This window comes from Actinomadura sp. 6K520, from assembly GCF_004349245.1.
In the GTDB taxonomy this organism is placed as follows: domain Bacteria; phylum Actinomycetota; class Actinomycetes; order Streptosporangiales; family Streptosporangiaceae; genus Spirillospora.
The window spans coordinates 1-5,077 of record NZ_SMLC01000306.1 but is presented as its reverse complement, the minus strand read 5'-3'; the positions used below and the strand labels follow the sequence as shown (position 1 = coordinate 5,077).

At 71.4% G+C, this 5,077-nt stretch carries 4 protein-coding genes; 3 read left to right on the top strand and 1 reads right to left on the bottom strand.

What is annotated here, in order from left to right:
• Positions 1-14: 14 nt before the first annotated feature.
• Entirely contained in the window at positions 15-752 is a 738-nt protein-coding gene (locus E1289_RS36405) for an SMI1/KNR4 family protein (protein ID WP_131988541.1), read from the bottom strand.
• 106 nt (positions 753-858) lie between these two features.
• On the opposite strand from E1289_RS36405, the gene E1289_RS36400 reads away from it, so the two are divergent.
• The 3 genes from E1289_RS36400 to E1289_RS36390 form a co-directional block, all read left to right on the top strand.
• A complete protein-coding gene (locus E1289_RS36400; protein ID WP_131988539.1) occupies positions 859-1,845 on the top strand; it encodes an NAD-dependent epimerase/dehydratase family protein in 987 nt (328 codons plus the stop codon).
• A 54-nt stretch (positions 1,846-1,899) separates the two neighbouring features.
• The gene (locus E1289_RS36395) at positions 1,900-3,528 is read left to right on the top strand and encodes an alkaline phosphatase D family protein (RefSeq protein ID WP_131988537.1); all 1,629 of its coding nucleotides are present in this window, start codon (positions 1,900-1,902) and stop codon (positions 3,526-3,528) included.
• Between the two features lie 416 nt (positions 3,529-3,944).
• A partial coding sequence (locus E1289_RS36390; protein WP_131988535.1) for an NYN domain-containing protein occupies positions 3,945-5,077 on the top strand: 1,133 nt, incomplete at its 3' end.

The window sequence follows — 5,077 nt, the reverse complement described above, 5'->3', positions numbered from 1 at the left end:
GGTCGGCCAGGGTGTCAGGAGGTGAGCCAGTCGGCGGGGAAGTCTTCGCGGAACCGGTCGAGGGTCTCCTCGTCGCGGGCGCGGACGGAGAGCCAGCCTCCGGCGTCGCATAGGAGGAGGCCCGGGGCGGTGTAGAAGGTCTCGCCCTCCTCCCCCTCGGGGTACGACGGGAAGGGCAGGCGGGTGAAGCGGCGGTCCAGCTCGTCGAAGTCCTCGAAGTCGCCGTGGTCGCACACGGGCTCGTCGGCCTGGAGCGCCTCGGAGAGGACGATCTCGATGCAGGACACGGAGAAGGCGGCCAGCCATCCCTCCCAGCGCTCCGCCTCCTTGTCCCCCAAGTCGGTGCGCATGCGGACGGGCGGGTCCGCCTTGTCCAGGTCGGTCTTGTCCAGTTCGGCCTTGTCCAGGTCGGAGAGGAGAACGCCCCACGACGCGGCCCCCTGGTTCTCCTCGCGGAAGACGAGCGCCTCCTTGCGGTCGTCCACGTAGAACTCGGCCGGGCTCAGCAGCGAATGCATGTTGCTGTGCAGGTCGGCGCGCCGGCCGAACAACGCGTACGCCTCGCGGAGGGCGGCGGGGAGGTGGACGCCCAGGTTCGCTTCGGCCGCCGTCAGGTCGGCGTCCGGTGTCCCGTCGCCGGGGGCCAGCGGGGTCCGCCACGTCGCGGCGAAGCCCCGGATGTACGCCCACGCGGCCGTCCGGTCGCGCAGGGCGGACGGGAGATCGCGGACAAGGTCGAAGGAATCGGTCACGGTCGTGAAGCTACTCCGGTTACGGGCGGCCCGTTCGGCGGTTGAACGGTTCCGCTCTGAGCGTGCAGCCGTTCCGTACAGAACGTACGGAGGGCAGAGTTCCGCCATGAGGCTTTTGATGCTGGGTGGGACGGAGTTCGTCGGGCGAGCCGTCACCGAGGGAGCTCTCGCACGCGGATGGGAGGTGACCGTCTTCCACAGGGGGCGGCACGAGCCGCCGAAGGGAGCCGGGTCGCTGCGCGGTGACCGCACGGCGGAGGGCGGCCTCGAAGCACTCTCCGACGGGGAATGGGACGCGGTCGTCGACACCTGGTCGGCCGCGCCGTCCGCGGTTCGCGACGCAGCAAGGCTCCTGGACGGACGCGTCGGGCGGTACGCCTACATCTCCAGCCGTTCGGTCTACCGGTTCCCCGCGCCGGCCGGGTCCGGCGAGGACGCCCCCGTGGTCGACGGCTCGCCCGACGACGGCGACGCCGCCGACTACGCGGCGGCCAAGCGCGGGGGAGAACTCGCGGCGGCCGGCGTGTTCGGCGACCGGGCCCTGCTGGTGCGGGCGGGACTCGTCCTCGGCCCGTACGAGAACATCGGGCGGCTGCCGTGGTGGCTGACGCGCATGGCCCGGGGCGGGGAAGTCCTGGCACCCGGCCCACGCGACGCGGGCCTGCAGTACATCGACGCCAGGGACCTCGCCACCTGGACCTTGGACGCCGTCGAGCAGGAACTCGGCGGGCCGTTCAACCTCGTCAGCCCACCCGGCCACACGACGATGGGCGAGCTGCTCGAAGCGTGCGTCCAGGCGACGGGTTCGGACGCCGATCTCGTCTGGACGTCCCCGCAGACCATCCTTGATGCGGGCATCGAACCGTGGACGGACCTTCCGATCTGGCTGCCGCCCGGTGAGGCGTACGACATGATGCACGGGGGAAACGTGGCCAAGGCCCTCTCCACGGGCTTGCATTGCAGATCCGCGCAGGAAACGGTCACGGACACCTGGGAGTGGCTGCAGAGCATCGGCGGGCGGGCGCCGCAACGTCCTGACCGGCCCGTCGTCGGCCTCGACGCCGAGACGGAAGCGAAGGTTCTGCGCCGCTGACCCGGATGGCGCTTCGGTGGACGCGACGGGGTCCGGTCGGCTAGAGAGACTGACATGACCGCTTTGGTACTCGGCCCGCACCTCCGGCACGTGAGTCACCACACCGCGACGATCTGGGTGGAGACCGACCGTCCCTGCGAGGTCCGGGTGGTCGGCCGGGAGCACGGCGTGGACGCCGCCGCCCGGACCTTCACCGCGCACGGCCACCACTACGCCCTCGTCGAGGTCGAGGGCCTCGCGGCGGGCGCACGCGTCCCCTACGAGGTGCTGGCCGACGGCGAGACCGTCTGGCCCGAGGGCGACGCGGGGTTCCCGCCGTCCCAGATCAGGACGCTGGACCCGGCGGGCGCCCTGCGCATCTCGTTCGGCTCCTGCCGCCGCTCCCCGGGGACGGTGGAGCAGTTCGGGTACGACGCGCTCACCTCCCTCGCCGAGCGGCTCCGCGCGGGCGGCGACTCGGCCGTGTGGCCGGACGTCCTGCTCATGGTCGGCGACCAGATCTACGCCGACGAGCTGACCGACGAGATGCGCGAGTACATCCGGACGCACCGTGCACCGGGAGGACTGCCCGTCGAGGAGGTCGCGAACTACGAGGAGTACACCTACCTCTACAAGCTGGCCTGGTACGACGATCCGGCGGTGCGGTGGCTGCTCTCCACGGTCCCGACGTACACCATCTTCGATGACCACGACATCAGGGACGACTGGAACACGTCTTACACGTGGCGTCAGCAGATGTGGTCGCAGCCCTGGTGGCAGGACCGCATCACCGGCGGGATCGGCTCGTACTGGATCTACCAGCACCTCGGCAACATGTCGCCGCAGGACCGCGCGTCCGATCCCGTCTTCAAGGCGGTGCGGACGGCGTCCGACAGCACGGGCGACGCGGGCGCCGTCCTGGACGAGTTCGCGGAGAAGGCCGACAAGGAACCGGCCAGCACGCGCTGGAGCTACGCGCACGACTGGGGCGGCGTCCGCCTGATCGTCGTGGACAGCCGGTGCTCCAGGCTCCTCACCGCCGACCGCCGCGGCATGCTCGACGACGAGGAGTTCGCCTGGCTGGACGACCAGTGCCAGGGCGGCATGGACCACCTGCTCATCGCGAGTTCGCTCCCCTACCTGCTGCCGAGGACGATCCATCACGCGGAGTCGTGGAACGAGGCGGTCGCCGGCGGCGCCTGGGGCAAGACCGCGGCGAAGCTGGGAGAGAAGATCAGGCAGGCGGCCGACCTGGAGCACTGGGCGGCGTTCGAGGGCTCGTTCCGCACCCTGGCCGACGACGTCGTCGCCGTGGGACGCGGCGAACGCGGCCCGGCACCGGCGAGCATCTCGTTCCTGTCCGGCGACATCCACTACTCGTACCTGGCCCGGGTCACCGAGCCGGGCACCGAGTCGAAGATCTCGCAGGTCGTCTGCTCGCCGCTGCGCAACCCCCTGGCCGGGGTGTTCCGCTGGGCGAACCGGCTGGCGTACGCCCGGGTGACGGGCTGGCCGTTCCGCGCGCTGGCGAAGCTGGCGAAGGTGCCCGCCACGCCGTTGCGGTGGCGGCTGACCGACGGCCCGTGGTTCGACAACGCCATCGCCACCGTCGAACTGTCGGGACGCGATTGCGGCGTGCGCTGGGAGACCCCGAAGGACGGCGGCAGGCTCGCCGAGATGGCGCGGGCGAAAATAACCGGCTGACCGCACGGCGCGCCTCGTCCGGCCAATCCCCCGGCACACCGGAATGGACCACAATACGTGATCAATCAATCACGATTTGCGAGCGGAAAACGGCGCGGCACCCGCGGCGGCGCGGCCGGTCACCATGGGCGGTTGAAGGCCGGGTACGGGGCGTCCCGCGATTGAACCGCGAGCTGCTCCTTCCCGTAAAGATCATGGAGAACCACAGGGCCGGCCCGAAAAGGCTGGTAGCGTCCGCCGCGGCTCCCGACTTCTTTGTTACCGGGGAGTCGCCAACCGGTGGCCTGCCATGAAAGAGTGGCGAATCGCCGTATTGGCCTACCGGGCTTACATGCTTCACTACGCTATAGGCGCCCGAGGACAGTACGCCGGTTGAGCACACTGTGAGCTCCCGTGTTGAGGAAGGGCGGTGTCGCATGGATCGCTGCGCGCTGTTCGTAGACGCCGGCTACCTGCTGGCCGACGGCGCGATGGCGGTGCACGGCACGCGCCATCGCGACACCGTCTCGTGGGACTTCGGCGGCCTCCTGCAGCTCCTGGGCAACCTCTCCAGGGAACGCACGGGCATGCCGCTGCTGCGCTGCTACTGGTACGAGGCGACCGTCGAGGGCCGCCGCTCCCCCGAGCACGACGCGCTCGCCGACCTGCCCGGCCTCAAGCTGAGACTCGGCCGCATCCGCCCCGGCCGCCGCGAAGGCGTCGACTCCGAGATCCACCGCGACCTGATGACCCTGGCCCGCAACGGCGCGCTCACCGACGCCGTCCTGGTCAGCGCGGACGAGGACCTCGCCCAGGTCGTCGCCGACGCCCAGGACCTCGGCGTCCGCGTCACCGTCGTGCACGTCGCCGTCGACGGCAACTGGACGATCTCCCGGGTGCTGCGGCAGGAGTGCGACGACCTCATCGAGATCGGCTCCGGCCACCTGCGCCCGTTCGTCAACCTGCTCGCCGGCATGGACGGCACCGCCGGCTCCTCGCTCGGGACGAGCCCGCTGTCCAACGGGCACGGCTCCAACGGCCACGGCGGTTCGCTCGGCGCCCTCCAGTCGGCGTCGCACAACGGGCCGCCCCCGGCGTCCCCGCTCAGCCAGCCGCCGGTGCAGTCCGGGCCGGCGGTCCGCGACCTGGGCCCGGCCATGACCGGCAGCGCCGGGCCGGGCGGCGCCGGGCCGGGGGGCGTTGGTTCGGGCGGCGCCGGATCGGGCGGCGCCGGATCGAGCGGTGCCGGATCGGGCGGTGTCGGTTCGGGCGGTGTCGGATCGGGCGGGGGAGGCACCGGCCCGATGCCGCTGCCCGGCAGTTCGGGCGGCGGCTCCTCGTACGGCTCTGGCGGCTCCTCGTACAGCTCGGGCGGCTCTTCGTACAGCTCGGGCGGCTCCCCGTACGGCTCAAGTGGATCTTCCTACGGTTCGGGCGGGTCCTCGTACGGCACCGGCGGCCACCAGGCGCACCTGCAGCCCGCCTCGACGCCGCCGGGACCGTCCTCCACGCAGGCTCCGCCCGTCCCGGCCCCGGCGCCCGCTCCGGCGCCTGTCTCTTATAAACATCT